At 68.7% G+C, this 25444-nt stretch carries 19 protein-coding genes and 6 pseudogenes; 14 read left to right on the top strand and 11 right to left on the bottom strand.

Annotated features, from left to right (window positions below):
- From ACGFNV_RS44240 to ACGFNV_RS44230, 3 genes and pseudogenes are all read left to right on the top strand, one after another.
- Nucleotides 1-85: pseudogene (locus ACGFNV_RS44240) on the top strand (IS5/IS1182 family transposase); the annotation flags it as partial.
- A 289-nt stretch (nt 86-374) separates the two neighbouring features.
- Complete coding sequence (locus tag ACGFNV_RS44235; RefSeq protein WP_393631066.1) at nt 375-1358, top strand: TniB family NTP-binding protein; 984 nt, start codon at nt 375-377, stop codon at nt 1356-1358.
- 7 nt (nt 1359-1365) lie between these two features.
- Nucleotides 1366-1995: a hypothetical protein gene (locus ACGFNV_RS44230; protein WP_393631059.1), complete on the top strand. Its 630-nt coding sequence runs from the start codon at nt 1366-1368 to the stop codon at nt 1993-1995.
- A gap of 90 nt (nt 1996-2085) precedes the next feature.
- Here the strand turns inward: ACGFNV_RS44230 and ACGFNV_RS44225 are convergent, their stop codons facing one another.
- Genes ACGFNV_RS44225 through ACGFNV_RS44215 form a run of 3 tightly spaced genes read right to left on the bottom strand, consistent with a single transcriptional unit; the run spans nt 2086 to nt 5360 of the window.
- Nucleotides 2086-3942 (bottom strand): hypothetical protein, encoded by a 1857-nt coding sequence (locus tag ACGFNV_RS44225; protein ID WP_393631057.1) that lies wholly within the window; start codon nt 3940-3942, stop codon nt 2086-2088.
- Nucleotides 3899-4252: a hypothetical protein gene (locus ACGFNV_RS44220; RefSeq protein ID WP_393631056.1), complete on the bottom strand. Its 354-nt coding sequence runs from the start codon at nt 4250-4252 to the stop codon at nt 3899-3901. Before ACGFNV_RS44220 ends, ACGFNV_RS44225 begins: the two co-directional genes overlap by 44 nt.
- Nucleotides 4253-4286: 34 nt before the next feature.
- Nucleotides 4287-5360 carry a hypothetical protein gene (locus ACGFNV_RS44215; protein ID WP_393631055.1) on the bottom strand — a complete coding sequence of 358 codons (1074 nt, stop codon included), beginning with the start codon at nt 5358-5360 and terminating at the stop codon, nt 4287-4289.
- Nucleotides 5361-5932: 572 nt separating this feature from the next.
- Here ACGFNV_RS44215 and ACGFNV_RS44210 point away from each other — a divergent pair.
- Both ACGFNV_RS44210 and ACGFNV_RS44205 read left to right on the top strand, forming a co-directional pair.
- Nucleotides 5933-6631 (top strand): SDR family oxidoreductase, encoded by a 699-nt coding sequence (locus ACGFNV_RS44210; protein ID WP_393631053.1) that lies wholly within the window; start codon nt 5933-5935, stop codon nt 6629-6631.
- 591 nt (nt 6632-7222) lie between these two features.
- On the top strand, nt 7223-8053 hold the full coding sequence (locus ACGFNV_RS44205; protein ID WP_393631052.1) for an enoyl-CoA hydratase/isomerase family protein: 831 nt from the start codon (nt 7223-7225) through the stop codon (nt 8051-8053).
- 401 nt (nt 8054-8454) lie between these two features.
- On the opposite strand, the gene ACGFNV_RS44200 is transcribed toward ACGFNV_RS44205, so the two are convergent.
- Nucleotides 8455-9063, bottom strand: a complete 609-nt coding sequence (locus ACGFNV_RS44200; protein ID WP_393631051.1) for a TetR/AcrR family transcriptional regulator — start codon at nt 9061-9063, stop codon at nt 8455-8457.
- Between the two features lie 128 nt (nt 9064-9191).
- On the opposite strand from ACGFNV_RS44200, the gene ACGFNV_RS44195 reads away from it, so the two are divergent.
- Together ACGFNV_RS44195 and ACGFNV_RS44190 are read left to right on the top strand one after the other, a co-directional pair.
- Nucleotides 9192-10031 carry an alpha/beta fold hydrolase gene (locus tag ACGFNV_RS44195; protein WP_393631049.1) on the top strand — a complete coding sequence of 280 codons (840 nt, stop codon included), beginning with the start codon at nt 9192-9194 and terminating at the stop codon, nt 10029-10031.
- 183 nt (nt 10032-10214) lie between these two features.
- Nucleotides 10215-11282, top strand: a complete 1068-nt coding sequence (locus ACGFNV_RS44190) for an alkene reductase (protein WP_393631048.1) — start codon at nt 10215-10217, stop codon at nt 11280-11282.
- A gap of 917 nt (nt 11283-12199) precedes the next feature.
- On the opposite strand, the pseudogene ACGFNV_RS44185 reads toward ACGFNV_RS44190, so the two are convergent.
- Nucleotides 12200-12958: pseudogene (locus ACGFNV_RS44185) on the bottom strand (nuclear transport factor 2 family protein); the annotation flags it as partial.
- Nucleotides 12959-12991: 33 nt separating this feature from the next.
- Nucleotides 12992-13927, bottom strand: a pseudogene (locus tag ACGFNV_RS44180) (NADP-dependent oxidoreductase); the annotation flags it as partial.
- Nucleotides 13928-14014: 87 nt separating this feature from the next.
- Between ACGFNV_RS44180 and ACGFNV_RS44175 the strand changes: the two are divergent.
- From ACGFNV_RS44175 to ACGFNV_RS44160, 4 genes and pseudogenes are all read left to right on the top strand, one after another.
- Nucleotides 14015-15025, top strand: a complete 1011-nt coding sequence (locus tag ACGFNV_RS44175; protein WP_393631046.1) for a GlxA family transcriptional regulator — start codon at nt 14015-14017, stop codon at nt 15023-15025.
- Nucleotides 15026-15507: 482 nt separating this feature from the next.
- Nucleotides 15508-15774 (top strand): annotated as a pseudogene (locus ACGFNV_RS44170) (SDR family NAD(P)-dependent oxidoreductase); the annotation flags it as partial.
- Nucleotides 15775-15802: 28 nt separating this feature from the next.
- Nucleotides 15803-16204: pseudogene (locus ACGFNV_RS44165) on the top strand (SDR family NAD(P)-dependent oxidoreductase); the annotation flags it as partial.
- Nucleotides 16201-16344, top strand: a complete 144-nt coding sequence (locus ACGFNV_RS44160) for a hypothetical protein (protein ID WP_218968829.1) — start codon at nt 16201-16203, stop codon at nt 16342-16344. The pseudogene ACGFNV_RS44165 and the gene ACGFNV_RS44160, both read left to right, overlap by 4 nt.
- A gap of 328 nt (nt 16345-16672) precedes the next feature.
- On the opposite strand, the gene ACGFNV_RS44155 is transcribed toward ACGFNV_RS44160, so the two are convergent.
- Nucleotides 16673-18364, bottom strand: coding sequence for a long-chain fatty acid--CoA ligase (locus tag ACGFNV_RS44155; RefSeq protein ID WP_393631044.1), 1692 nt, complete (start codon nt 18362-18364; stop codon nt 16673-16675).
- Between the two features lie 94 nt (nt 18365-18458).
- Here ACGFNV_RS44155 and ACGFNV_RS44150 point away from each other — a divergent pair, with 94 nt between their 5' ends.
- Entirely contained in the window at nt 18459-19031 is a 573-nt protein-coding gene (locus ACGFNV_RS44150) for a TetR/AcrR family transcriptional regulator (protein ID WP_393631043.1), read from the top strand.
- 389 nt (nt 19032-19420) lie between these two features.
- On the opposite strand, the gene ACGFNV_RS44145 is transcribed toward ACGFNV_RS44150, so the two are convergent.
- A complete protein-coding gene (locus tag ACGFNV_RS44145; RefSeq protein WP_393631041.1) occupies nt 19421-20287 on the bottom strand; it encodes an alpha/beta fold hydrolase in 867 nt (288 codons plus the stop codon).
- Between the two features lie 622 nt (nt 20288-20909).
- Here ACGFNV_RS44145 and ACGFNV_RS44140 point away from each other — a divergent pair.
- A complete protein-coding gene (locus tag ACGFNV_RS44140) occupies nt 20910-21164 on the top strand; it encodes a hypothetical protein (protein ID WP_393631040.1) in 255 nt (84 codons plus the stop codon).
- Nucleotides 21165-22073: 909 nt separating this feature from the next.
- On the opposite strand, the gene ACGFNV_RS44135 is transcribed toward ACGFNV_RS44140, so the two are convergent.
- A complete protein-coding gene (locus tag ACGFNV_RS44135) occupies nt 22074-22925 on the bottom strand; it encodes an alpha/beta fold hydrolase (RefSeq protein ID WP_393631038.1) in 852 nt (283 codons plus the stop codon).
- 475 nt (nt 22926-23400) lie between these two features.
- On the opposite strand from ACGFNV_RS44135, the gene ACGFNV_RS44130 reads away from it, so the two are divergent.
- The gene (locus tag ACGFNV_RS44130) at nt 23401-24006 is read left to right on the top strand and encodes a TetR/AcrR family transcriptional regulator (RefSeq protein WP_393631036.1); all 606 of its coding nucleotides are present in this window, start codon (nt 23401-23403) and stop codon (nt 24004-24006) included.
- A 229-nt stretch (nt 24007-24235) separates the two neighbouring features.
- Here ACGFNV_RS44130 and ACGFNV_RS44125 read toward each other — a convergent pair whose 3' ends face one another.
- Together ACGFNV_RS44125 and ACGFNV_RS44120 are read right to left on the bottom strand one after the other, a co-directional pair.
- Nucleotides 24236-24781, bottom strand: a complete 546-nt coding sequence (locus ACGFNV_RS44125) for a TetR/AcrR family transcriptional regulator (protein WP_393631065.1) — start codon at nt 24779-24781, stop codon at nt 24236-24238.
- A gap of 308 nt (nt 24782-25089) precedes the next feature.
- Nucleotides 25090-25323: pseudogene (locus tag ACGFNV_RS44120) on the bottom strand (transposase); the annotation flags it as partial.
- Nucleotides 25324-25444: the final 121 nt, after the last annotated feature.

Here is a 25444-nt window from a genome sequence, read left to right as displayed (position 1 = left end):
GGAACGGCGGGCCGACATCCACGAAGCTTTCCTCAAACTCGCCTGCTGCCTGATCGCCCACCGACAACTCAGCTCATTGTGTTAGCCGTTGTTAGCGGTCCGTAGAACCATCTCGGACGACAACGAAATGAGAGTCGACTATGGCATGGAAGTGAGAGTCAGCACCTCGACGACCTGCCTGACGACCCAGAGCAGGCTGATGGCGATGAGGAAACCCTCGACAACGGCGACGCGCCCGTCCCGTACACCGGACTCGGCCTCTACGACCCCGCCCAGGAAGCCCTCAACTGGTGACCCACCCCGCACACCACCACACCGCCACCGACACCGAGATACCACTGCCTGGCACGCACACAGCAGAGCCGGAGTGGCCGATCACCACCTGGCAGGGCTGGCAGCACTTCGCCACCACCCCACCCCTCGCCCCGCCCCAGCCCGGCGACGCACCCCGAAGCACGGAAGAACGCCTCGCCTACCACTCCGCGTTCGTCACCGTCCGCACCCCCGCCATCAACACCCTCGCCACCCAGGTCCGCAGCCTCATGCTCCTCGGCCGCCACCAGCAGAACACCGCCCGGCCCTCACTGATCGTCACCGGCCCCGCCACGGCCGGGAAAACCACCGCCCTCCTCGAAGTCGGACGCACCTGCCACCTCGCCCACACCCGCAAACACCCCGCCCCGCCCGGACGCACCCACCAGCAGGTGCCGGTCGCCTACCTGCTGGTGCCGCCCGGCGCCACCGCGAAAACCCTCGCCATCGAATTCGCCCGCTACCTCGGCATCCCCGTCACCACCCGCATGACCCAGGCCCAGATCACCAGCGCCGTCTGCCACACCTACACCCAAGCCGGCGTCCGCCTGGTCCTCATCGACGAGATCCACCGCCTCAACCCGCGCACGACCACCGGTGCCGAAGCCGCCGACCTGCTCAAAGACCTCACCGAACGCATCAAAGCAACCTTCGTCTACACCGGCATCGACGTCGCCGCCACACCCCTGTTCAGCGGCATACGCGGCGCCCAACTCGCCGGCCGCGCCAGCCTCATCACCTGCGGCCCCCTCCCCGCCCGCCACGGAAACACCCGCCCCTTCACCGACCTCATCACCGACATGGAGAACGCCCTCGACCTCACCCAGCACACACCCGGCACACTCCCCCGCCACGCCTCCTACCTCCACCAGCGCACCGCCGGCCGCATCGGAAGCCTCGCCCGTCTCATCCGCCAAGCCGCCATCACCGCCATCTGCGACGGCACCGAACGCATCACCAAAAAGGCGCTCGAAGCCATCCAGCTCGACCACCTCGCCGAAGAAGCAAGCCGCCCCCGAACCCGCCCACCCGCCAGAACGGCATGATGCGGACATGAAGACGACCACCGAGACGCCGGGCGGCGACGAGTTCGCTGCCCTCTGCCGGCAGGCCTGGGACACCCTGATCCCCGCCCGCGCCGGCTACCTCGCCGACGTCTCACCTCACTACGACGAGGTCCTCCACGACGTCGCGCAGCGCGCCGAGCACACCGGCAGCCTCAGCAAGACAGACATCGCAGCCCTCGTCGTCTGGAAACGGCTCTCCGCACAAACCCGCTGGGTGACAGACCTCATGTCCCTGCCCGACACCCACGTACAAGCCGTCACCGAGCGAGCCGTCACCGCCGTCCGCGACACCACCCTCACCCGCAGCGAAGCCGCCCGCACCGGACGCGGCATCATCGCCGAACTGCCCGGCTTCCACACCGGCGACGCCCTGGCCTCCGCCGTCCTGACCGCAGCCGCACCCCAGCGGATGGCCGTCTACGACCGCCGCGTCCAATACGCCCTCGAAACCCTCCGCCTCCCCCTCACCCCCGCACCGGGACGCTACGGCCGCTACCTCCAGCTCCTCGACGACCTCCTCCACCACGGCGCAGCACACGCCGACGGCTGGACCGCACGCGACATCGACACCGCCCTGTACTGGACCGGCAGACCCGACCCGACGCCAAGCAGCTGACCAGCACAAACCCGCGTTAGCCCTTTAGATGCCGGAAGCCCTCGGCACGGCAGGGGCCGCTCTGCCGACCGCTCTCCTGAGTGGGTTGGTTCAGGACGGGCCGGGCTGGTCATCGGTGTCCGTGAGCAGGGGTGCGAATTGGTAGTGCCCGCGATAGGTAGCTCGATTGATGATGTCGCGGGCCAGTTCCTGGTGTTCAGGAGAGGCTAGTCCGGCCAGCAGAACGGCGCGGATGTCGCTCTCCCTGATCCGTGGGGCGTAGTCGTACATGTCCAGCGTGGTTACCCATCGGTGCATCAGTTCCAGGACTGGTCCGAGGTAGTCGGTGGCTGCTTCGGCCAGGAAAGAGTAGATGCGCCGGTCACGGCCGAGGCTTCCGGTCGTCTCGAGGACAACGCTCAGCTGTTCCAGGCGCCAGATGACCCGGAAAACATCATTGCGGGCCAGCGGGCCGATCAGGGTGTGCAGCTCTTCGGGTTGCGGTGCAGGTCCATTCGCGTTGTCATCCCGAGCGGTCAGCCGCCAGGTCCACCACTGCATGATGCGGTCGCGGGTATCGGGTGACAGATCACGGTGGTGAACGACTTCGCTCAGCGAGGAAGCGAGCTGAACTCCAGCCACGGGTGAGGAGCACAGGTAGTCGACCATGGTGCTCTCGTCGTCCAGTCCGAGCAGACCTGCCAGATAGATGGCCATGAGGTGATCACCCAGCCGCCGGTGCAAGTCCCGGTGATCCTGACCGTCCACTGCGGGTGTTCGTGCTGCAGTGCGGTAGACATCCATGAGGAGGCTCACGACGGACTCGGTGAGCGACGACATGCTGCTCAGGTAAGCCATCCAGCTGGCACGGCCCAGTGCGGTGTCGAGGTTGAACAGAACCTCGATTCGGCGTCGCGTCCACGCCGGTTCGAGAGCATCAAGTCGGGTGATCAAGGACCCGACGGTCCGACCGACGGGGCTGGCGCCCGCGGCAGCGGGCGTGCCAGCCGCGTCCAGCAGCAGGGTGTCCAAGGCCGTGAACAACACCTGGAAGACAGCGCCGTGTTCGCGGCGCCACAGCGCCCACGCGACTGCGGCGCGCAAGGCTGTTTCCAAACTCTCATCCCAAACAGACTGCTGGTCACCGTCAAGGTCGTCTTGTGGTGACCTGGCGGCGCTCCAGACCGACTCGAGTACGTCCCACAGCGCATCGCCGAGCAGGGTGGGAATCTGCTGAGTGTTCTGCAGCGCCAGTCCCGCCAGCACAAACCGGGCAACGGCCAGGTGCAGGGTGCCGGTGTCGGAGGTATGAGGACGGCCGGTAGCCGACTTTACGAGCGGGAGGATGGTGGCCCAGCTGAGTTGCTGGCCAGCCTGAATAGCCGTACGGAAGCCGTCGAGAACGGCGGCGAGGTGATCATCAGCCAACTCGGCGAACTGCGGAGCGTCCTCCTGGTAAATGAGGGCCTGGCTGGTCACGGCGGCTTGCAGCTGACTGCAGAAGACCTCGGCGTTCGTGCCGAACCGGGTCGGTGTGGGCTGGAACTGCCGGGCGTGACTGATCAGTTCAGTTCCGGTCATCGCGGCCAGGTTCTCCGGCGAGCCCTGCTCTTCAGATTCCGGCCAAGCCAGGGGCTGGGGAGTCGTGTCCAACGACGGTGCCGGACCGAGGCTCTCGCACAACTCTCGGTAGCGCCGCAGCTGCTGCTCGGGCAGGACATCGGCCAGTGCGGCATAGCGGTCTCGCTGCCAGGCGCCCGCCCACTGCTCCGCGTACTGCTCCGGCGGCTCGGCGCCACCGGAAGTGCTACGGAACCGCTCCACGAACCGTTCGGTGTCCGGCCCAGCGTCGATGACGGCCAGTACCCCTTCGAGCGCAGCCGGACGCAGCGAGCTGGCACTGGCGCGGGCCAAGAGTGCCCACTCACGCCGCGACCGGGCGGCGGTGATCTGGTCGGGGTCCGTCAAGATACTCTCCACCGCGTCCGGGGGCGTTGGCACCGTGACGCTGGAGAATATGCAGGCGGAGCCTGCGGAAGACCAGCCACGGCTGGGACTCCAGGATGGAAAGGACCCGGCGGATGTCTGTGGCCGCCAGGTGGTCTGCCGTGTCGCGGACCGCCTCGGTGAACAGGGCACGGTCGTCAGAGCGCATCCCCCCGTGGCCCGGGTCCAGCACCGGGTACCACACGGTAGACAAGTCTTCTCCGCCGGCGCGTTCCGGGTCCATTCCGGTGGCCAGAAGCGCGCTGGCCAGGCTGCCGGCCAGCACCTCCAACCAGGCCGTCCCTAGGTGACGGGCCAAGTCGACGTTATGCGTACGGAGGATTTCCTGGAGATCGTAGTCGTCGATCCGGCTGCCGTGCTGTGCGGCCTGCAAAAAGTGCGGTCATCACCGCCAGAGCCTGCTCGGTGTGGCCGCCCTGGGCGCAGCGGACTGCAAGTTGGGCGTAGCGGTCCGGGGCGATCAAGTAAGGGCCACGGATCGCTGCCACCGCCCGTGGCACCAGACGCGCTGCCTCCGCAGGGGACAGCAGGAGTGCCAATTCGGTCACATCTAGGTTGACCCGCGGATTGTCCGTCGAGGGGATCCGCTCGGCAATGGCCGACACAACTGCCGGAGCAACGCTGGCCATCCGCACCAGATACGTTGAGGCCGGCCAAGCGGGAAAGACCACCGTGCCCGCTTCGTCATCGGGTTCCGGTGCCGGCGGCGTGCTGAAAAAACCGTGCTTGTCCAGGTGAGGCAGCCACCCAGGGGTGTTCAGCAGCCCGAAGAACCGTTCCTGGGTCAGGTAGTCCTGAGGGAAGGCTCCCACCAGCAGCTTCACATCGGTCTTGCTCGGATCGCGGACAGCAGCCAGGGTCTCCAGACGCTGCAGCACGGTGACGTAGCGTGTCTCGAAGCGATCGAGGACCACATCGAGCATGTCCTCCAGATCGGTCAGGCGCAGACGGACCGCTTCGTCCAACGGCGTCTGTTCCATGCGGACCCGGTGCGCGTAGCTGTGCAGTTTCGTCGCCTCCGCCAACCAGACCTTGCCCGCAGGACTGTCGGTCGGGATGCCCAGCCAGTCCAGCACACCCTTCACTTCGAACAGGTGCCGTTGGTCCCTGGTCGGGTCATTCCGAGTGGCATCGGGCAGGAGGACATCGCGGAGGGCGCTCTCCAGTTCCCGGAACAGGTGCGAGACCAGCATCCCGGTCGAACGCAGCGGCAGATCCTCATCCAGCAAGGTGCAGATATCGGCGTACCAGCCCGCGGGCCCGGGGCCGAACCGGCGCAGGCGGCTCAGAATCCGCTGCCGCCTATCAAGGTCGGCCGGGCCTGGGCGTTGCCCGGACAATCGCTCCAGAGAAACCTCACGGTCCTGCTCCTGCGACACCCGCGCCACCCCCTATCGGCCGGCCCAGGCCAGCGCCCCGACCGGAAGGCTGACCGCCCCAAGGACACACCGGACTACACCCTGACCGTTCCACAGCCACCCCGTCCTCGCGGCCTCGATGACCGACCTACTCCCCGACCCCACCCGCCAGCGACCGACCATCCCAACCACACAGCAAGCCCCCGACCAGCACGAACACGCACCGAACCATTAGGTACAAAAAACCATCCCCAACACCACACCACTCTCACCAACCGACCACCACCAACCACAGATCAGAAGCCTCCCGACCACCGCCGAGGGACCCCAGAAGCGCCCTCCCCTCTTCTCAACAAATCATCAACACCACAGCTCACACCACACCCACCACACCAACTGCGAACCCCTCAATCACAGAAGCCCACCGGTGCTCCGGCCAAGGCGCCTGGCGCAGCGTCGTTCACCAGGCGGATCGGTTGCGATCACTGACTCACTCTGCTTACCATTACGATCGTAATTTAATGGACCTGGGCCGCATCAGGCCATGCCATCAGTGCTCTGGTCCTCTCCTCTCCACTTCACCGGGAACCATCATGGACCTCTCCGCCAGCACCGCCCTTGTCACCGGAGCCAACCGCGGCTTCGGCCGGGCCCTCGCCGCCGAACTGCTCAGCCGCGGCGCCACCGTCTACGCCGGCGCCCGCAACCCCGACCAGATCGACCTGCCCGGCGCCAAGCCGATCACGCTCGACATCACCGACCCCGCCTCCGTCGCCGCCGCAGCCAAGGCAACCGGCGACGTAACCCTCCTGGTCAACAACGCGGGCTCCTCCACCGGCGCCGACCTGCTCACCGCCGACCTGGACGACATCCGCCTGGAGATGAACACCCACTACCTCGGCACCCTGACGGTGGCCCGCGCCTTCGCACCCCAGATCGCGGCCAACGGCGGCGGGGCCATGCTGAACGTCCTGTCCGGCCTGTCCTGGGTCAGCTTCCCGGAACTCGGCGCCTACTGCGCCGCCAAATCCGCGGAGTGGTCACTCACCAACACCCTGCGCGTACAGCTCGCCGACCAGAACATCCGCGTCGCCGGCCTGCACGTCGGCTACATGGACACCGACATGGTCCGAACCGTCGACGCGCCCAAGTCCAACCCCACCGACATCGCGCGCATCGCCGTCGACGGCATCGCCGCCGGCGCCTACGAGATCCTCGCCGACAAAGCCGCCCGCCAGGCGCAGGCCGCGCTGGCCGGAGGCGTCTCCGCGCTCTACCCGCAGCTCCCCTGAGGAGCACCCGCCCCCACTGGCCAACCGCAGGCACGTCCGCCAAGGGAACGCCATGACACAGCATTACAAGCAGCCGGTTCGAGGCGGCAGCGCCGTCTGGGCCGTGGTCATCACCAGCATGGCCGGATTCATCACCGCGCTGGACAGCCTGATCGTCACCACCGCCCCCTCTTCCATCCGCGAAGACCTCGGCGGCGGTCTCGCTCGAAAGCGAGGATCTGTTTCGCCCGCCCGACCTTTCCCGCTCTCATGCGCTGGCGGACGGTCACGACGGCTGCGGTTCGTCGGTCGGTATACGCGCGAAACGGCTGGCCGGTGGTTCCCCGCGTCGGGTCCTGCCTGCTGAGCACCTCCCGGCGCCTATTAAATTAGGATCGTAAGGTAAATGGGGAGGACCGAGTGCTGGCTCGCCATCAGCGCGAACGAACGCCCACGCCATGCCGCACAGGTGCAGGCGGGACCGGCCCAGCCGACGCAGCTCCGAGTGACAAGCCGACGACACCCCCACCCCACCAGGCGCAACAGCTCCGTGGTCGCCGGACGCGATCACGGCCACGCAAGCCCAACCCCTCAGGAAATGGAAACCACGCCATGAGCCAGCCCAGCACGATCCGCCTGGAGCGGACGACCCCGCGGACCGCGAGGATCACGTTCTCGAATCCCCCCGTGAACCTGGTGATCCCTGAGTCCATCGTGACGCTGCACAAGATCGTCTCGGAGCTGGAGAACGACCCGGACATCCAGGTCGTCGTCTTCGCCAGCGAACTCCCCGACTTCTTCATCAACCACTTCGACGCCACCGCGGCCGCCGACATCCCCGCGCCCGAGCACGAGGACGACAACCCGCTGTGGACCGACATGGTCCTGCGGCTGACCAAGGCCCCGTTCGTCAGCATCGCGGCCATCCGGGGCCGTACCCGGGGCGCCGGCAACGAGCTGGCCCTCGCCTGCGACCTGCGCTACGCCAGCCGCGAGAAGGCGTTCTTCGGCCAGCCCGAGGTCGGCCTCGGCCTCGTCCCCGGCGGAGGCGGCGGCGAGCGGCTTCTGCGCGCCCTCGGCCGCGACCGCGCGCTGGAGGCGATCCTGACCAGCGCCGACTACGACGCCGACACCGCCGAGCGCTGGGGATGGGTCACCCGAACCCTGCCCGACGCGGAACTCGACGCCTTCGTCGACGCGACCGTCGCCCGCCTCGCCTCCTTCGACCGGCAGGCACTGGCGACCGCCAAGTCCCAGGTCAACCGGGCGACACTGCCGCCGGACGCCCACCTGGTCGCCTCCTTCGGCGAGTTCGCGGGCACCCTGACGCAGCCGGGATTCGCCGCGCGCGCGGTCGGGCTCGGCGCACTGGTTGCCGAAAAGGGCCTCGACGTCGAGTACCAGCTGGGCGAGTACATCGGCCGGGTCAGCGAAGCCCTCTGATCACCCACGACCGACCGCAGCGCCCCACAGGGCGCCCGTAGGCGCCGCGACACCCCGGGCAGCGTCCATCCCCCACCCATCAGGGTTCCCACGGCGGCCGGGCACGCCTCAACGGCAGCCCGGCCGCCGGCTTCCCGGCCGGAGGGCCCCGCCGCACCCACCGGTCTCCGAACACGGAAAACGCGACGGCAATGTCCCACCGTCGTCACGTGCAAATGGACCGAACGTTCTCGCGTCCGGTGCCGTGACGTCGCCCACGGCACATGAACAGCTCTCGGCAGCGGCGCAGCCCATCCTTTGAGAGGGCTTCTGCTGCAATGCCGCACCAACGGCTCGAAATCGCAGGCTCTTGCGTCAGTGTCTGCCTCTCGGGTGGTCGGCCCTGTGTCGGTCGGCTGCGGTCAGGCTTCTGGGCCCAGTGCTGCCGGCTGATCGCTGCTGCCGTGCGCCAGCGAGGCGAGAACCTCCTTGCGGCAGACATCAAGGATTTCGTCCGCCAGCGGAGAATCGTCCGGGCATGCCCGCGACAGCATGATCGCTCCGATCGAATGGGCGAGCATGTCGATCACCATGGTGCGGGCCGCGCGCTGGTCCGCATCCCCCGGTGTGTCGCTTGGGGCCTGAAGGGCCGTCAGCAGGTTCTCGATCCCGGCTGCGAACCCTGTTTTGATGTCCGCCGACTGACGTGCGGCATCGCCGCTGAGGGCCGCGATGGTGCAGCCGTCGCCGCGCCCGTCGCGATGCTCCCGGGAGACGTAGCTCTCGACGAACTCGGCGGGATCCAGGCCTTCTGTCCGTGCCGCGGTCTGCGAGAGCCCGCTCGCGGACGCTTCGGCCATCAGGTCCGCCTTGGAGCGGAAGTGCTTGTAGAACCCGCCATGGGTGAACCCGGCCGCCGCCATCAGGTCCGCCACGCCGACACCGTCATAGCCGCGCTCGCGAAACAGCCTGGCAGCTGTCGCGACGATGTGCGCACGGTTCTGTTCCGCCTGTGCCCTGGTGACCCGCATGTGAAGCCCCCTTCCGCGGTCGACGCTCGACGGTCAAGCATACATAGATGTCGATCGACATCCATGAGGTTGACTTTTTAAATTACGACCATCATCGTATTGCTCATCCCTCCAGAAAGGCTCAGGCCATGAGTGACACGCACGCGACCGCACCGACCCAGTTCATCGAGGTCGACGGTGAACGGTTCGCCTACCGCCGCTGGGGCAAGCCCTCCGGCGTCCCGATCTTCCTCGTCCAGCACTTCCGCGGGGGAATGGACAACTGGGACCCCCTACTCACCGACGGCCTGGCCGAAAGCCGTGAGGTCATCCTGTTCAACGGGCGCGGCATCGCCTCGTCATCCGGCACGCCGCGCAACCGGGTCGAGGACATGGCCGACGACATCGCCGCCGTCATCCGGGCCCTGGGGCTCGAGCAGGTCGATCTACTCGGCTTCTCGCTCGGCGGTTACCAGGCACAGGAGGTCACGCTGCGCCACCCCCAGCTGGTACGCAAGCTCCTCCTGCTCGGCACCGGCCTCCGCGGCGGGGACCCGACGATGGACCCCAAGGTGCCCGAGGTGGCGCTGAACCCGGTCCCCACCCTGGAGGACTTCCTCTTCCTGTTCTTCGGCCGCTCGGAGGCCGCGGTCGAAGCGGGCCGGGCCTTCTGGGAGCGGCGTCACCAGCGGGCCGACCAGGACCCGCCGAGCTCGCCCGCAGTCGGGCAGGCGCAGTTCGAAGCGTCCATGGCCTATGCGGAGCCGCTGCCGGGCGAGAATCCCTACACATACCTGAACGCGATCACCCAGCCCACGCTGGTCCTCAACGGCGAGAACGACGTGATGATCGCCTCGGTCAACTCCTGGCACCTCGCCCAGAACATCCCCGACGCCCAGCTGCTGATCTACCCCGACGCCGGGCACGGAGCGCAGTTCCAGTACCCCGAGCGGTTCCTGAAGCACGCCCTTCAGTTCCTCGACGAGTAGGCAGCTGCACGCGAACGGCACATCCCCGGCCGACAGCCGCCCCCGGGCATTCCGTCCGCCACCCATAAAGCATTACGTGCGTAATTTGATTTGTCCATGCTCATGGCGGATGCCTCATCGGATGCACAGCCCGGAACGCAGGTCTGCCCGGATGTCCGCCACCAACAACCTGAGGAATCACGCATGCTCGACAGCCTGTGGACCCCGACCGTCGCCGGAAAGATCTCCCTGCCGCACCGTCTGGCGATGGCCCCCCTGACCCGGAGCAGGGCCACGCCTGACGGTGTGCCGACCGAGCTGAACGCCGAGTACTACGCCCAGCGCGCCTCGCACGCCCTGATCATCACCGAGGGCACCCAGCCCTCCGCCGACGGCCAGGGCTATGTGATGACCCCGGGCATCTACACCGACGAGCACATCGCCGGCTGGCGCAAGGTCACCGACGCCGTGCACCAGGCCGGCGGACGCATCGTCATCCAGCTCATGCACGTCGGACGCATCTCCCACCCCGACAACACCCCCCACCACCGGCAGGCGGTGGCCCCCTCCGCGATCAGGCCGGCAGGCCAGATGTTCACCGGCTCCGGGATGCAGGCGATGCCCCAGCCGCGCGCACTGTCCACCGAGGAGATCGCCGCGACGGTCGACGGCTTCCGGCGGGCCGCCGCGGCAGCCATCGCGGCTGGCGCCGACGGCGTCGAGATCCACGGCGCCAACGGCTACCTGATCCACCAGTTCCTCTTCCCCAGCACCAACCAGCGCACCGACCAGTACGGCGGCTCCCTCGACAACCGCATCCGCTTCGCGGTGGAGGTCGCCACCGCCGTGGCCGACGAGATCGGAGCCGACCGCACCGGCATCCGGCTCTCCCCCGGCAACCCCTTCCAGCTCGGCGACCTCACGGAGCACGACACCCACGAGCTCTACCCGCACCTCGTACGCGCCCTCGCCCCCCTCGACCTCGCCTACCTGCACCTCGCCCACGGCGGCGACGAGGAACTCCTGGGCACGCTGCGCGAGCTGTGGCCGAACACTCTGATCCTCAACCGGGCCGGCACCGACATCGCCACCCGTGCCAAGGACATCGACAACGGCATCGCCGACGTCATCACCGTGGGCTCGATGGCCCTCGCCAACCCCGACCTGGTCGAGCGCATACGTGCCGGCGCACCCCTGAACACCCCCGACCCCGCCACCTTCTACGGCGGCGGCGCAGCCGGCTACACCGACTACCCCACCTACGCCGCCTGACCCAAGCGCCCGGCGCCCGAGGCAATCGCCTCCCTCGGGCGCTCCGGCGTACGCACGCCAGGGCATAGGTGCTGAACGTCCGCACGCGTACCGAGCGCGGGTCCTGGGGTGCGACCCGGGCGGCAACGTCGTCGATCACGGTGAGCACCCCGTCGGTGTACGCGCGTCGGGTCGCGTCCGTGCCGCGGGCGATCTCGTCGAGCAGGGCGGCCGACGGGCAGCCGTGCTCAGGACTGTCACGGTGCTGCACCGAGAGAGAGGCCCGCAGGATCTGCTCCATCCCGGCCTGGCCGGGCTCCGCCGCACCCACAGCCTCGCACTGCGCGCGCAACTGGTCGGCGACCGCCGTCGCGACCGGATCGTCCTTGGAGTCGAAAGGGGCGTAGTCGGTAGGCGGTCTCGACGTCGTCGAGCTGTGCCGGGTAGGGGTGTTCGGGGGCATGGCGGAAGTCCCACGACGAGCGAGCGGATCCCGGCGGCCTTCGCGATGTGCCCGGCGGCCTTGCGGTCCGAATGCATGGAGGCGGTGGCTGAGCCGCCGAAGTGGAAGTGCAGCAGCGCCCGGTCGGGGTCGGCGCCGGCGGGGATGGCCCAGAGGGCGGGGACGCCGTCGGCGTCGACCTCGGCGTAGGTGACCTTCCGGTTCGGTGGACGCCAGGTGGTGCGTCTCGGCGATGTCGCGCACGATGCCCAGGTCCAGGCCCGGCATCATCCACTTGGTGCGCACGCCGTCCAGGAACTGCGCGAACTCGATACGGGCGAGAGCGCGAGCAGGAGACGCGGCGGCGGATCAGCGAGACGGCTGGGCGTCGGTTCAAGAGCGACGGGATCGACGGTTCGGGGATCGCCGCGCTGATGGCCTGATGCCGGTCGCTCTTGTGGGGGCTGGACACGATGCGCCCCGCCCCCGGCGGCTGTCAGAACATCGTGTTGTCGTTGGCGGCGGTCTCGGGCACGGCCTGTTCGGAGCTCCAGTGCTCGACGATTCTGGCATCGCGGACCCGGAAGAGGTCGATGACCGACCGGCCACGCTCGCCCGGCGTGTCGACGTAGTGGCTGTGCACGGCGACCAGGTCGCCTTCGGCGATGACGCGTTTCGGTGTGACACTCGACTGCGGGAACTTGTCGAAGTAGCTGCCCAGGTCGGCCTTGAGGCCGGCCGCGCCGTCGGAGATGGTCGGGCTGTGTTCGTGGTAGTCGGCGCCGACGTAGGCGTCGATGGCGGTCAGGTCCTTGCGGACCAGCAGTTGGTCGACGAACGCGGTGACCAGTTCCTTGTGGTAGGCGCTGAACCAGCGCTGCCCGACCGCGTCGGTCCGCGGCTCGCTGAGCGTGGCGAACATGTCGTTGCCGTTGGCCGTGGTGGCGGGCACTTCCTGAATGACGTCCCAGTGCTCGGCGATCTTGCCGTCCTGGAAGCGGAACAGGTCGAACACGGCCAGACCCTCGGTGCCCGGCACCATGACGTAGCGGGAGTGCAGCAGCACCAGATCGCCGTCGGTGATGATCCGGCGGGGCTCGAAGGCGGCCTGCGGGAACTGCTGTCGCATGGCGCCGCTGAAGTTCTTGAGGGCGTCGGCTCCGTCGGGCGCCAGGGGGTTGTGCTGGATGTAGGAATCGGGCCGCACGACCCGATCGACGATGGCCGTGTCGCCGAGGACGAACACGTCATGCAGCAGTTGCTTGGCAAGTTGTGCCTTGCTGTCTCGGACGGTCAGCACGATCTTGCCGGTGGTGCGGCCGGTCTCGCCGAGCGTGTGCGCCTTCGCGGCCTCGGCGAGCGGGAAGGTGGCCTCGACGTGGGCGCGCAGTGCGCCGGTCTCGACGAGGGCAGCGATGGCCTGCATGCCGGCGTGGTCGGCCTCGACCAGCAGCGACTCGTAGCGGATCCCCCGCTCGGCGATCGCCGCCAGTTCGCCGGCGTCGACGGGTACCGGAAGGATCGAGACGAGGGTGCCGCCCGGGCGCAGCACGGCCACGGATCGGGCGCGGGCGGCGGAGTCACGGGAGATCGGGTCGAGGACCACGTCGATGTCGCTGAGCACCTCGGTGAAGTCGACGCTGTGGTAGTCGATGACCTCGTCGGCACCGAGGGATCGCAGGAAGTCGTGTTTGGCGGCGCTGGCGGTGCCGATCACGTACGCGCCGCGGGCCTTGGCGATCTGCACGGCGAGGTGACCGACGCCGCCGGCCGCCGCGTGGATCAGGACTCGCTGCCAGGCCCGGACGCCGGCGGTGTCGACCAGTGCCTGGTAGGCGGTCAGCGCGGCCAGCGGCAGCGCACCGGCCTGGACGTGGTCGATGCCGGCGGGCTTGTGCGTGAAGACGCGGGCCGGCCCGGTCACGTACTCGGCGTGCGAGCCCACTCCGCCCGGGTAGGGCAGCATGCCGAAGACCTCGTCGCCGGGCTTGAACAGGGTGACGCCCACGCCGACGGCCTCGACGACGCCGGAGACGTCCCAGCCGAGCACCAGCGGCATCCGGGCGATGGTCGCGGACCGGGCACGGTTCCCCCAGTCGGTCGGGTTGACCCCGGCCGCGTGGACGGCGACCAGGATCTCGCTCACCCCTGGCGCCGGTTTGGGCAGCAGGGTCTCCTGCAGCACGTCGGGGGCGCCGTAGGTTTCCTGGCTGATGGCTCGCATGGTTTCGGTGTCCGTCATGGGCCCAGCCTGGCCGCCGTCACAGGCCCCTACAATGGCGTGATCGCCAATTTTCGACGGGATCCTGCCGTGATCAAGGTGCACCGCGTCGTTGTCCTCGCCTCGCACGGGGTGTACCCGTTCGACCTGGGCATTCCCCACCGCGTCTTCGGCGCTGCGGACGGCCGCTACGAGGTCGTGACCTGCACCATCGACGGTCACCCGGTGCGCACCAACGCGGACTTCTCCATCACCGTCGATCATGGCCCGGAGGCGTTGCGCACCGCCGACACCGTCATCATCGCGCCGTTCCACACCGGCAACCCCCGCCGTCAGACGCCGGTCGACCTGGCGCAAGTCCTCGCGTACGTGGCCCCCGGCACCCGGATCGTGTCGACCTGCACCGGCGCCTTCGTGCTGGCCGCGGCGGGGCTGCTCGACGGGCACCGGGCCACCACGCACTGGCACGCCACGGGCCTCTTCCGGGAGTGGTACCCGCAAGTGGAACTCGACCCGAACGTCCTGTTCGTCGACGAAGGCGACGTGCTGACCTCGGCCGGTGCCGCTGCCGGCATCGATGTCTGCCTGCACCTTGTCCGCAAGGACCACGGCAGCGAGATCGCCAACCGTGTGGCCCGCACCTGCGTCGTCCCGCCGTGGCGCGACGGAGGCCAGGCGCAGTACATCGAACACCCGGTCCCCGACGCAACGGCGAACGACACGTCCGCCGCCCGGCAGTGGGCGCTGCAGAACCTGCACAAGCCGCTGACGCTGAGCGACCTTGCAGAGCAGTCGAACATGAGCCAGCGCACCTTCGCCCGCCGCTTCAAAGAAGAAGTCGGCTTGAGCCCCGGACGCTGGCTCATCCAGCAACGCGTCGACCGGGCCCGGCAGTTGCTGGAATCCACCGACCTGCCGGTCGACGAGATCGCCGGCCAGGTCGGCTTCGCCGGCGGCACCTCGCTGCGCGAACACCTGCACGCCGCTATCGGCGTCACACCACTGGCCTACCGGCGCACCTTCCGAGGCCCACTGGCAACGAGCCGTGCCGCCGCGGCGGATGCTCGGCGGGACGGGCAAGCATGTCGCCCTGGACCGTAAAATTATGTACGTCATACCATCGGCCATGCTGGGGACCGGTATCGGTCGCGGGTATGACAGCAAACGCACCCGCGAGTCGAGCTGTGGCCGAACACGCTGATCCTCAACCGGGCCGGCACCGACATCGCCACCCGCGCCAAGGACATCGACAACGGCATCGCCGACGTCGTCGCCGTGGGCTCGATGGCACTCGCCAACCCCGACCTGGTCGAGCGCATCCACCTTCTAAGGCGGCGGCGCGGCCGGCTACACCGACTACCCCACCCACACCGCCTGACCACAGCCCCCGGCGCCCGAGGCAGTCGCCTTCCTCGGGCGCTTCGGCGTACGCCCGGCGCAGCCAAACAGCGGTGAACATGCACTCGCGACGCGAGCGGTGCACCGTCGATGACCACGAGGTCCCGTCCCGCGGCTCCGCATCCGGACTCGCCGCACGGGACGTGGACTCAGCCCCATCCCATGACTGAAGACGAGGCATCCGCATGACTGCATTCGAACTCGCCGACAAGGTCGTACTCATCACCGGCGGACTCGGCAGCGCCACGGCCCGAACCCTCCTCTCCCGCGGCGCCCAGGTCGGCATCGTGGATCTGCGTCCGGACACGCCGGAGATCGCGGCCGGCATCTCGTCGTCCCACGTCGTCGGCTCTACCGCGGACGTCTGCGACCGCAGCGCGCTCGACGATGCCGTGGCCCACGTGTGTGAGCGGTTCGGGCGGGTTGACGTCGTGATCTCGAACGCCGGCATCATGGGGCAGGCCTCCACACTTCCGTGCCACGCCCGCACCCGCGGTCGACAAGGTGCTGGCCGTGAACATCAACGGAGTCGTCAACACGGTCAGCGCGGCGATGGAGCAGATCATCGCCAACCAGGGCCAGGTCGTCCTGATCAGTTCCGTCTTCGCCTTCCTCAACGGTGTGGGGGCCATTCCCTACGCGATGAGCAAGTCCGCGGTCGAGCAGCTCGGGCGCGGACTGCGCGTGGAACTCGCCCGCCACGGCGCCTCCGCCACCACCGCCTACTTCTCTCTGATCCAGACGGACATGATCAGAAACGGCGTCGACGCGGATCCTGCGATCACTGAGATGCTAGCCAGGACATCGCCGCGGCCGCTGCTCAAGCGCCTGGAACTGGACCAGGCCGCCGAAGCCGTCGTGCAGGCCATCGAACACCGTTGACCCCGTGTGATCCGGCCGGCTCGCTGGCCCCGCTGTCCGTGCTGCGAGGAGTGATCAACCCGGCGATCGACGGGCGGCTGGCACAGGATCGCGTGCTGCACGCGATCCTCGGCAAGCTCGACGGGCGGTCAGGCCGCTGAGCAAGGTCGCAGCCGGCTGTCGGCACCGAAGCCGACCTGGCCCGCGATCTCGTCCGCCGGCAAGTCGGTGGTCTCCAGGAGGTGAGGAGCCCGGCCTACCCTCAGCTGATTCGGCCGGCGTCCCCCGCTCATGCCCACTCCTCGTGAAGCGGCGGGTGAAGGTGCCCAGGCTTCTCTGCCGTCACAGATTCATCCTGCCGCGTACACGCTACCGGCTACCGGGTGACCTTCCTGAGGTGGGTACGTGCGCGATGCCGTCGCATCCGGACCCACCTCGGGGACGGCTGCCTGTCTTGCTCTGCCGCCTGGGCCGAGGCAGCCGGCCTGATCAGGAGAGGTGGCGCCTGAGGATCTTGCCGGTGGAGGTCAGGGGCAGTTCGTCGACGAACTGGACGATGCGCGGGTACTTGTACCCGGCGAGCCGTTCCTTCGCCCAGGCCACGAGCTCGTCCTCGGTCGTGCCGCTGCCTGCCTCGCGCACCACGACGGCCTTGATCTCCTCGCCGTGGGACTCGTGCGGTACGCCGATCACAGCGACCAGCGAGACCGAAGGGTGCTCCATGAGGACTTCCTCGATCTCGCGCGGATAGACGTTGAAGCCACCCCTGATGATCATGTCCTTGGACCGGTCGACGATGTAGTAGAAGCCGTCCTCGTCCCTGCGGGCGAGGTCGCCGGAGCGGAACCAGCCCTCTTTGATCGCCTCGGCCGTCGCGCCGGGCCGCTTGTAGTAGCCCTTCATGACGTTGTGTCCCCGGATCGCGATCTCCCCGATCGCCTCGGGGCCACCCTCGGCATCCGACCAGTCATCGCGGATGAGCTTCATCTCCACGCCCGGAATGGGCACACCGATCGAACCGACGCGGGGCTCCTCGCCGAAACGGGAGAAGGACGCGATCGGCGAGGTCTCGGACAGCCCGTAGCCCTCGAGGATCGTCACACCGAAGCGGTCCTTGAACTGCTTGTGGATCTCGGCGGGCAGTGCCGCGCCACCGGCCACCGCCACGCGCAGGTTCGCCGCCAGGCGGGCGACGTCGACCGTCTCGTCGAGCGCCGCGAGCAGACCCCAGTACATCGTCGGGACCCCGGCGAAGAACGTCACGTCGTGGGCGAGCATGAGGCGCAGGGCCGCCTGCGCCTCGAACCTCGGCTCCATCACGATCGTGCCGCCGAACGCGAAGGCGCCGTTCTGGACGACGGTCTGGCCGAAGGCGTGGAACAGCGGCAGCACACACAGGTAGGTGTCGGGGCGCCCGGGATCGGCGGCGAACAGGTCGCGGCCGACGAGCGCGTTGTCGTACACGTTGCGGTGGCGCAGCTCCGCGCCCTTGGGGTGGCCGGTCGTGCCGGAGGTGTAGAGGACCACCGCGGTGTCGTCCTCGTCGCGCTCGAGTGTCCGGAACGTCACGGGCTGCTCGGCGACGACCGCCTGGTAGGACTCCGGTGTCCCGCCCCCGGCCGGGGCCGCGCCGCCGGCCTGGGCCGCGCCGCCGGCCTGGGCCGCGCCGCTCTCGATCAGGAAGAACTCGGTGCAGCCCTCGGCCGCCCGGAACCCCTCCCACGCGGCCTGTCCGATCGGCAGCTCCGGCGTGCCTTCGAACGCGAAGTACGCCTTCGCGTCCGAGTCGGCGAGGTGGTAGGCGATCTCGCCAGACCGCAGCAGCACATTCAGCGGCACGACCGCGGCGCCGGCCTTGAGGATGCCGAAGTAGACGCTGGAGAAGTGGGGCACGTTGGGGCAGGACAGTGCGACCTTGTCGCCCGGCTTGATCCCGCGCGAGACGAGCAGGTTCGCGACACGGTTGGCGGCGGCGTCGAGGGCGGCGTACGTGATGCGGTCGTCACCGAAGACGATCGCGGTGCGCTCCGGGTGTCGGGACGCGGTGTCCGTCAGCAGTCGTGACACGTTGCGGCTCGGGCTGAGCATCATTGCTCTCCTGGTCTGCGGGCGGGGGCGGTCGAGCCGGGCAACGGCCGAGGCCGCCACGTGGGCCCGTTCGATGGCCCGCGGATCGGCCACAAAATCACCTGTCGACCATAATATTACATGCGTCAGATCACGGATTAGGATGGGATACGAGGCAATGGCCCGGCGGAGTTGAGGGAGGAACCCTGTGGCGCGCTACACCAAGGAGCACAAGCAGGTCACGCGGCAGCGGATCATCGAGCGGGCCGGCCACCGGTTCAAGCAGGACGGCATCGACGGCTCCGGCATCTCCACGCTGATGTCCGACGCCGGGCTCACCAACGGCGCCTTCTACGCCCACTTCGAGTCCAAGGACGACCTCGTCGCCCACGTCGTCGCCGAGCAGCTGCGCGCGCAGGTCAAGCAGTACGGCACGCTGCGGCCCGGCCGCGAGGGACTCGAGGATTTCATTCGCTGGTATCTGTCGCCCGAGCACCGGGACAACCCCGGCGACGGCTGCCCGTCCGCGGCCCTGCTCGACGAGATCGGCCGCTGCGGTGACGCGACCAAGGATGCCTACACCGACGGCGCGAGGGCCATCCTGGACGAGCTCGCCGCCCGTCTGGCGCCCGAGGATCCGCAGTCCGCCCGGGGGCAGGCCATCGGGCTCTACACCATGGCGGTGGGAACGCTGCAGCTGTCCCGCGCGCTCTCCGACCGGAAGTTCTCCGACGAGGTCCTTGAGCAGGGGATCGAGAACGCCCTCGCCTTCGGGCGATGACGGTCAGTACCGGCTGGGTGAGCACCTGGCATGGGCCGGGACGCCGGCGCCGTGCACCCGCGTTTGCGCGCTCAGCCTGAGCGGGTGGTCCCTGGGGCGACTGCGCTCTCGGCAGCGACACCGACGCGACGGTCCTCCGCTCGTACGGCGGCCGGCGTCGCGCGCGTTCGGCATGCGCCGTAGCGGCAGCGCGCTCCTGGGCCTGGCGCCCGGACGGGACGCCGACCACACCGGTCTCCGCGTCGCCATCCTGCACGACAACCGGCTCGGCGCCGTTTGACGAGAAGCGAGCAGGCCGGTTACGTCGAACAGGTGACAGAGCCGCCCGCCCACCGGGCGTCACGGCTCTGGCCCACATCCTCGGCCCGTACGCAGACCGCACCGCGGCCCTACGGCCGGCCGAAGAACTCGAGAGCCGTCGGCACGAACTGCTCGTGGTACTGGAAGATGCCGCCGTGGCCGCCGTCGGGGTAGATCACCAGCTCGGAGTTGGGCAGTCGCCGGTCCATGTCGTACGAGTTCGACGTCGGAACCATCCTGTCGTTGTCGCCGTTGGCGACGAGCACGGGCTGCTGGATGCGGGAGAGATCCTGCGGCTTTGCCAGCCCCCAGCGGTGGATGGCCTTGAGCTGGGAGAAGTAGGAGGTGAGGCGGATCGCCTTGTCCCGGTCCTTGGTGCGCTCCTTCAGGCGGGCCAGGAACTCCTTGCCGGCCCGAATCCCGTTCGGGGTGCGGGTGAAGAAGAGGAACTGCTTCACGTCCTGAAGGGTGAGCAGTGCCCGCAGGGTGTCGTAGTGCGAGATCCGGGTCACGTTCTTGATGCCCTCGCCGCCGGCCGGACCGGTGCCCGCGAGGATCAGCCTGCGGATGAGCTGCGGGTCGGTCTCAGCGATCACCTGGGCGATCATGCCGCCCATCGAGAAGCTGAGGACGTCGACCTGCTCGAAGCCCAGCGCCCGGATGAAGGTGACGGCGTCCTTGGCCATCTCCTCGATGGTCTTCGGCGTCACGCCGCTGGACGCGCCCACGCCCCTGTTGTCGAACGTGATCACCCGGTGCTTGGCGGCGATGCCGTCGACGACCCGGGGGTCCCAGTTGTCCAGGACCGCGGCGAGGTGGGTGATGAAGATGACCGGCATGCCGGTCCGGGGGCCGAGGTCACGGTAGGCGAAGGTCACTCCGTCGGCGGCGACGGTGCGGGTCTGCGCGTTCTTGTACGACGTCACCACGTCACCTTGTGTTTCGCGTGCGTTCACGGTCGTGCCCTTCGATGTGTGGGTTACCGCCACCGTGCGCCAATTTCTGCTTCCTCGCAGGTGGGCGTAGAGCGGGCAGTGCTCCTGTGTCTCCCGGCCGCGGCTGCAGCCCGGAGTCGACGGTCAGAGGAGGCTCACGGAGAACCGCCTGGATCAGGCCTCTGAACAACCCGTCGACCATTGAAGTATGACCATAATTTCATCAGGGTGCAAGTGGTAGGGCCGAACGAGATGCACTGCTGTGGAATCACGGGTTCCGCCGGGCTTCGCGGCGCACAGCACAGCGCACCACCAGGGCAGGAGCGGCTCACCTGCACCGGCGGCTGAGAGACTCTGGTCGGGACCGGCGAGTCGCGGACGTCCGGCCCCGGACCGGGGACAGCCGACGATCTGTACAGCGGTCATGGCATCGATGCCCGGCGTGAGGACGACGCCTGGCTGCGCCCGGATTCCAGGACGAGGGCCGGCCGGAGTGCACACCGTGGACCACGACGACGCCCGCCACCGGTACGGCGCAACTCCCGCCTGAACCCGCAGCGCACCTAGTGCAGCGCTTGCGGCGCTCGTCGGCAACACCGTCGGCCTGACCGGGGAAGGCCGCTCCATGGCGACGCTGGAGCTCATGGGACGTCAGATCGCACTCCTCGACACCCTCCGGAAGCTCGACCGGCCCTTCGTCGTCCTGGTCCAGGGCAAGCCCTCGACCCTGCCCGCCCGGGCACTCGGCGCCGACGCCATCGTCCAGGCCTTCACCCCGGGATGCAGGCGGCCGGGCGGTCGCCGAGCCTTTGCTCGGGCGCACCGAGCCGAGCGGGCGGCTGCCGGTCCAGTACCAACCAGGTCCGGGGGCAACACGGCTACAGATGCGCCGATCTGACACAGGATCCGCTGTTCGCCTTCGGCGAGGGCCTCAGCTGCACGGCGGTGCACGACTCGGACCCGACGATCCAGAAATCCGTTGTCACGTCCACGGGACGCTGCGGGCCACGGTGCCGCTGACCAGGACGGGCCGCCGTCCCGCACGGGAGACTGCGCAGGCGTATGCCCGCGACCGCGTCACGAGCGTGACGTGGACCGATCGCGAATGAAGGCCTTCACCCAGGTCGACGTCGAGCCGGGCGAATGGGTCGAGGTGATGATCCTCGTTCCCGCCGGTGACTGCACCCTCGTCGCCGCTCGGGACGCCGCGTCGTCGGACCGGGTGAGTTCGATCTCCTGCTCGGCAGCAGCTCACGCATCGAGGACCTCCGCGCCGCCGCCTTCACCGTCGACCACCTGCACGGAGCGAGCGCTACGGCATCCCCTGGACGGGCCCGGCAACGCGGTGACGCCCGGGGCGTGTGATCGTTTCACTGTGAGCGCGCGGGACGGGACGCTTCACGGTCTCTTCGTGAGACCCGGCACCGAGACAAAATTGCGTGCCGCCGAAAGTCCCGTCGCCGGACACCGCCGACGACGGGAGCAGACCTGCGGACCCCTGTCCGCAGGACAGGCACGAGGTGACGGCAGGGGGACGACCAATAATGGGTGCCGCCTGCCGTGACCTGCGGACCCCTGTCCGCAGGACAGGCACGAGGTGACGGCAGGGGGACGACCAATAATGGGTGCCGCCTGCCGTGTCGGGGAGCGCTACGAGGCCACGTGCCGGTACGCACCGGCTGCCCAGGCTCGACGGAGATGACGGCCGAAGCCGTGCAAGGGCCGCCTCACGGCTGTGAGGCGGCCCTTGCACGAAGGCTGACCGGCCGTCGCCCGAGGTTCGGGATCGGCGGCGCGGTCGGCGTCTTCAGGCGGCGAGGAAGTCGGCCACCTGCTTGGTGAAGGCCCTGGCGTGCTGGAAGAGGAAGGCGTGGCCGGCGTCGCCGTAGAGGAGGAGGGTGGCGTCGGCCAGGTGCTGGACGGCGACGTAGGACGCGTGGGCGGGGACCATCACGTCGTGCAGGCCGTTGGCGTACAGGACGGGGTGCTTGATGGACTCCAATTCGGCCCGTACCTCGTCGAAGGGGGCTGCCAGGAGCTGGCCGATCGCGGCGAGCATGCCCTGCGCCGTCGCCTCGGTGACCGCGGGGCCACCGGCGGCGAGCCGGGGCGCGACGTGGGCGAAGTGCTCGCGCCCTGAGGCGCGGGCCGCTTCCGTCTCCGGGTAGAACAGGTACAGCATGTCCTCCTGGTCGGCGTCGGGCTTGGCCATGATGCCCAGGACCTTCTCGCTCGCCTCCGGCGCACCGGGCACCCAGCCGGTCGGGCCGCTGCCCGCCACGATGATCTTGCGCACCAGCTCCGGGCGACGCGCGGCCAGGCGCTGGGCCACAAAGCCCCCCAGAGACCAGCCGAGCACGTCGGCCCGCGCGAGGCCGAGGGCCTCGACGAACTCGGCGGCGCCCTCGGCGAATCCGTCGAGGGAGTCGCGCGGCTCGCCGGTGGTGTAGCCGACGCCGACGTTGTCGAACACGATCACGTCGTGGTCGGCGGCCAGGTAGTCCAGGAACTCCGGGTCCCACCAGTCGATGGTCGCCCGGAAACGCTGCAGCAGGACCAGCGGGACACCGCCCTGCGGACCCATGCGCCGGTAGGTGAAGGTCGCGGAGGGCCCCTCCACGGTGAGGTTCTCGGCCTTGTCTGCCAGATAGGTGCTCATGACGTCCTTCTCTTGTGGGCGGGTGCCCGTCATGTCTCGCGGGTCCACTCACGCAGCACACCAAGACATGCCGGGTCTGCGGGGTCGCTGCCCTCGGCTGCCCCATGCGGCGAGCCAGGGTTGTGGATCAGGCCGACGGCCTGCTCGGATCACTCGGTCACCGGCTCGCTCCGATCACCCCGGAATCCACCGCGCCGAGCCGCAGGGCAATTAAATTATGCTCATAATACTAAGCAGGGGCGACTCGGGCGCGCAAGGGGGGTTCCTGTGGCGAGTGGAACCCGCGGCCCGGCCGCGGAACCGCCTGCGGGCCGGCGGCGCAAGCGGTTCGGCGCGGGGGGAGCCGAGGGACGGCGGCCCCGCCCCGCCCGCGAGAGCGCAGGAATTCGGGGTCATTGAATTACGTTCACAATACAATACATTGGAGGAGCCGACGGAGGGCGAGCGGCCCACCCGGCGCGCAGAGGAGTGTGCGGTGCGATACAGGAAAGAGCACAAGCAGGCCACCCGGCAGAGGATCATCGAGACAGCGGGCCGCCGCTTCAAGGAGGACGGCATCGACGGCTCGGGCATCGCGGCGCTCATGAAGGACGCCGGGCTGACCAACGGCGCTTTCTACACCCACTTCACGTCCAAGGACGACCTGGTGGCCACCACGATCGCCGACCAGCTGCAGGCCCAGAACGCGAGCATCGTCGCGCACGCGCAACCGGGTCGCGCCGGCCTCGAACAGATCGTGCGCTGGTACCTGTCTCCCTGGCACCGTGACAGCCGTGACGTCGGCTGCCCCTCCGCCGCCCTGCTCGACGAGATAGGGCGCTGCACACACCCGACCAAGCAGGCGTACACCGAGGGCGTACTGGTAGTCGCCGACGGCATCGCCGCCCGCCTGGCGCCCAACGACCCGCTCTCGGTCCGCCCCATGGCACTCAGCTCCTACGCCATGATGGCCGGCACACTCCAGCTCTCGCGGGCCCTCGCCGACCCGCAGCTCGCCGACCAAGTCCTCGACCAGGGCATCCACAACGCCCTCGCGCTCCTGGGCATCGAACACGAAGGGGACACCAGGACGGCGCACTGACCGGCATACACACAGGCACCGCGGAGCGCGCGCCGCACCGCACACGCCGCGCCAACCCCTCACCTGCGGCGCGACACCCCTACGGGAAAAGGCTTCCACTCGACACCCGGAGCCTGCACGCGGCCCCGTCCACCCGACACCCCTTCCCGCAGGGGCCTGAAGCCGTAACGGTCACAGAGCCCGGACGCGTCTGATCAATCGCCTGCCGGTGACGCTGTACGCATGACCGTCAGAGCAAGGGCATGAGGACGGCGTCGACGATCGCCGCGATGTCGTCGTCGCCGACCTGCCGGTCGCGGACAAGCCCCCAGTGGAGCAGGAGGGCGAGGGCGGCGGAGACCGCGATCGGGTGACCTCCTGACGGATCGCCCTGGCGCGGGGGCAGTTCGCCGCGCTCCACTGCGTGCGCCAGCACGCCCTCGACGGCCTGGTGCAGGGAGTCGACATAGCGCTGCCTAACGAGGCTGCACAGTTCCGGCTCCTGGCGAGTCGTGTCGTGCAAGGCCGAGAGCAGGTCGACTCGAGAAGCGTCCTGGCTCCACGTGGCGCGGGTCATCGTCGCGATGAGTTCCTCGCGGAGTCGGCCGGGCCCGATCGTGACCGGCACGAGGTCGTCGGTGAGACCGGCGTGGTCCAGCGCCTCCGCGGCGAGTTCCGCGCGGGACTTCCAGCGCCGGTACACGGTCGCCTTGCCCACCCCGGCTCGTGCCGCGGCCTTGTCCATGGTCAGTGCCGGATATCCGCCTTCGGCGAGCAGCTCCGTGGCCGCGCGCAGGATCTGGGCGTCCCGGGCGGGGTCACGTGGCGGGCCCGAGGCGCCCGGGGGACGCCGCAGTTGCGCCCACGGCTTTCACCACGCCACCTCACGATCCAGAATCAGGCATTCCGACAACCCGAGACGGAAGTGTTCCGGGTTCACGCTAGCAGTGGCCAGCCTCCATGCGGATCGATGAGGTTCTGACCGCGATGCCATGAACTCCCAGGTGGCTCAGGCCGGATGGGTTACTCCCGCTCAGCATCATGGAAGCGACGCTGTTGACGATCTTTAGCTCGTCAACTTCTCGCAGAGTTGACAGAGTTGGCTCATCGGGCGTGGTGGATGCCCGGGCGTGTCGCCCGGCGGGAAGCATTCACTGAGGCGGAGACGTGGGTTCCGGCTGCGGTCAGCACATGCTGGACGTGGGTTTCGGCAAGGCCACGGTAACGGCATTTCCGCAGGCCGTGGGCGTGGACAGTTTCGGAGACTGTGCCCTCGCATCCTGCGCGGATCGCATATCGGCGCCGCCAGTGGTCGGTGTACTGCTCGCGCCGGATCCGAGTCTGGCTACTGCTCGAATCTCAGACCAGCTCACCAGGCCCCTCAAGTCCCCAGAAGCCTGGTGTCAACACGGCCCGCGTGCGCAGTTCCTCCGCGACGAGGTGGGCCAGCCCTCTGGAT

The organism is Streptomyces sp. NPDC048751 (genome assembly GCF_043198595.1).
GTDB lineage: Bacteria > Actinomycetota > Actinomycetes > Streptomycetales > Streptomycetaceae > Streptomyces.
Note: the sequence above shows the minus strand (reverse complement) of the source record. Positions and strands in the feature narration are given on the sequence as shown.

Coding starts and splice junctions, on each gene's coding strand:
- ACGFNV_RS44230 (WP_393631059.1), top strand. CDS start 1,366: ATGAAGACGACCACCGAGACGCCGGGCGGCGACGAGTTCGCTGCCCTC.
- ACGFNV_RS44195 (WP_393631049.1), top strand. CDS start 9,192: ATGAGTGACACGCACGCGACCGCACCGACCCAGTTCATCGAGGTCGAC.
- ACGFNV_RS44190 (WP_393631048.1), top strand. CDS start 10,215: ATGCTCGACAGCCTGTGGACCCCGACCGTCGCCGGAAAGATCTCCCTG.
- ACGFNV_RS44205 (WP_393631052.1), top strand. CDS start 7,223: ATGAGCCAGCCCAGCACGATCCGCCTGGAGCGGACGACCCCGCGGACC.
- ACGFNV_RS44200 (WP_393631051.1), bottom strand. CDS start 9,063: ATGCGGGTCACCAGGGCACAGGCGGAACAGAACCGTGCGCACATCGTC.
- ACGFNV_RS44135 (WP_393631038.1), bottom strand. CDS start 22,925: ATGAGCACCTATCTGGCAGACAAGGCCGAGAACCTCACCGTGGAGGGG.
- ACGFNV_RS44140 (WP_393631040.1), top strand. CDS start 20,910: ATGGGACGTCAGATCGCACTCCTCGACACCCTCCGGAAGCTCGACCGG.
- ACGFNV_RS44210 (WP_393631053.1), top strand. CDS start 5,933: ATGGACCTCTCCGCCAGCACCGCCCTTGTCACCGGAGCCAACCGCGGC.